Source organism: Calidithermus terrae (assembly GCF_003574345.1).
GTDB lineage: Bacteria > Deinococcota > Deinococci > Deinococcales > Thermaceae > Calidithermus > Calidithermus chliarophilus.
The window spans coordinates 1-1,801 of sequence record NZ_QXDL01000390.1; the positions used below are offsets into that span (position 1 = coordinate 1).

At 74.8% G+C, this 1,801-nt stretch carries 2 protein-coding genes; both read left to right on the top strand.

The features are described 5' to 3' along the window. The first annotated feature begins 331 nt into the window (after positions 1 to 331). Positions 332 to 1,378 (top strand): substrate-binding domain-containing protein, encoded by a 1,047-nt coding sequence (locus Mterra_RS21010; protein WP_218022999.1) that lies wholly within the window; start codon positions 332 to 334, stop codon positions 1,376 to 1,378. Between the two features lie 116 nt (positions 1,379 to 1,494). Next, on the top strand, positions 1,495 to 1,713 hold the full coding sequence (locus Mterra_RS21015; RefSeq protein ID WP_245971717.1) for a MarR family transcriptional regulator: 219 nt from the start codon (positions 1,495 to 1,497) through the stop codon (positions 1,711 to 1,713). Positions 1,714 to 1,801 lie beyond the last annotated feature (88 nt).

Here is a 1,801-nt window from a genome sequence, read left to right on the forward strand (position 1 = left end):
GGCCTCGGCGCCCGCGTACGCGGGGGTGCGGGCCGCACCTTGACCCGGCGGCATGCCCGCGAGGGGGTGGCCGTAGGCCATACCGGCTCTGCCGGTGACCTGGGGCCCCTCGGAGGGTGAGAGGGGGGAGCAGGTTTCCGGCGTACGCCGGGTCGCGTACCGCGATGCCCTCGCCACGTGGAATGGCCTCCCCCTCGCTCCCCCGACGGCGGAACCGCGGTCGCCAAACCATAGCACCGCAGCACACCCCCCGCCAAAAGAGAAACGAACAGAGCGAACACGAAACCCGCCCCTACCCGTGCTGAGCTGCTCGAGTAAGATGGCGGCACCGATGATGCTCAAGCCTTCCTGGACCACCTTGCGGCTCGCTGCCTTGCTGACCCTGCTGGCAAACGCCTTCCTCCCGAGCACCGCACAACCGTCCAAGGTGACGGTGGGGGTGAGCTGGGGGCACCTCGAGGGCGAGTGGAAGATCCACGAGGACGCGCTGCGGGCCCGGCTGGGCTCGCTGGGGGCGCAGTATGCCCGCACCGACGCCAAAGGCTCGTCCGCCCGGCAGCTCGAGGACGTGGACGCGCTCGCCGCCAAGGGCGTGGACGTGCTGGTCGTGGTCCCCGCCAACCCCGAAGCCCTCCGCCCCGGCGTCGCCCGGGCCCAGGCCGCGGGCATCCCGGTGGTGGCCTACGACCGCCCGGTGCCCGACCCCGCCGCCTTCTACGTAGGTTTCGACGAGCTCGAGGCCGGCCGGATGCAAGCCAGGGCGGTGTACGCCCTCCGGCCGCGCGGTCGCTACGCGCTGTTGCTCGGACCGGGCGCCGAGCGGGTGCGCCAGGGGCTGCTCGAGCGGCTCGAGGCCGCCCTCAAGGCCGGCGACGTCCGGGTGGTGGCCGAGCGCGCGGTCGCGGAGCGCAGGCCCGAGGCCGCCCGGCAGGCCATGGCCGAGATCCTCGCCGCCCAGCCCCTCGACGCCGTGCTCACCTCCGACGACCGCTTAGCCGCGGGCGCGGCCGTCGCGCTGGCCGCCGCCGGGCTGGCGGGCAAGGTGCCGGTGGGCGGCGTGGGCGGGGACGCCGCCGCGCTCAACCGCGTGGCGCTGGGCACCCAGGCCGTGAGCGTGTGGAAGGACCCCCGCGCCCTGGGCCGGGCGGCCGCCGAGGTCGCGGTGCGGCTGGCTCGAGGCGGAGCCCCCGCCGCCCTCGCCCTCGAAGGGGCCAAGGCGGGCCGGCTCACCCTGGGCCCGGTCACGCTCGAGGCGCTGCTGGTCAGGCCGCTCCCCGTCACCCCGGCCAACCTCGACGCCGTGCTCAGGGCGGGCTGGGTCAGCAAGGCGGCCCTGTGCCAGGGCGTGAGGGCGGCGGCTCCCCCGGCCTGCCGCTGAGCGCCTAGCCCGGCTTCCCCGCCGCCCGGTTTGACGGGGCGGCGGGCCGTCGGCTAATATGTTCATGTCTCGAACTTGAGCCCACGGCCCAGCACGACCGCACGGGAGGAGGGTCCATGCCTGTTCGCCCCAGAACCGCCAACGCCAACTCGGGAACGGGGGTCCTGCGCCACCTCAACCGCTCGCTGGTGCTGCGCACCCTCTGGCAGCAGCCGGGCCTCTCGCGCTCGGAGCTGGCCCGCGAGCTGGGGCTGGCGAAGTCCACCGTCTCGGTGGTGGTGGCCGAGCTGCTGGGCGAGGGGCTGCTGCAGGAGGGGGAGGAGGTGCCGCGGTGAAGCTGCCCGGCGCCCTCACCCTCTCCGAGCTGCTCCCGGTGGCTCAGGCCGGCGGTTTTGCGGTGGCGGCCTTCTCGGTGCGCTACCT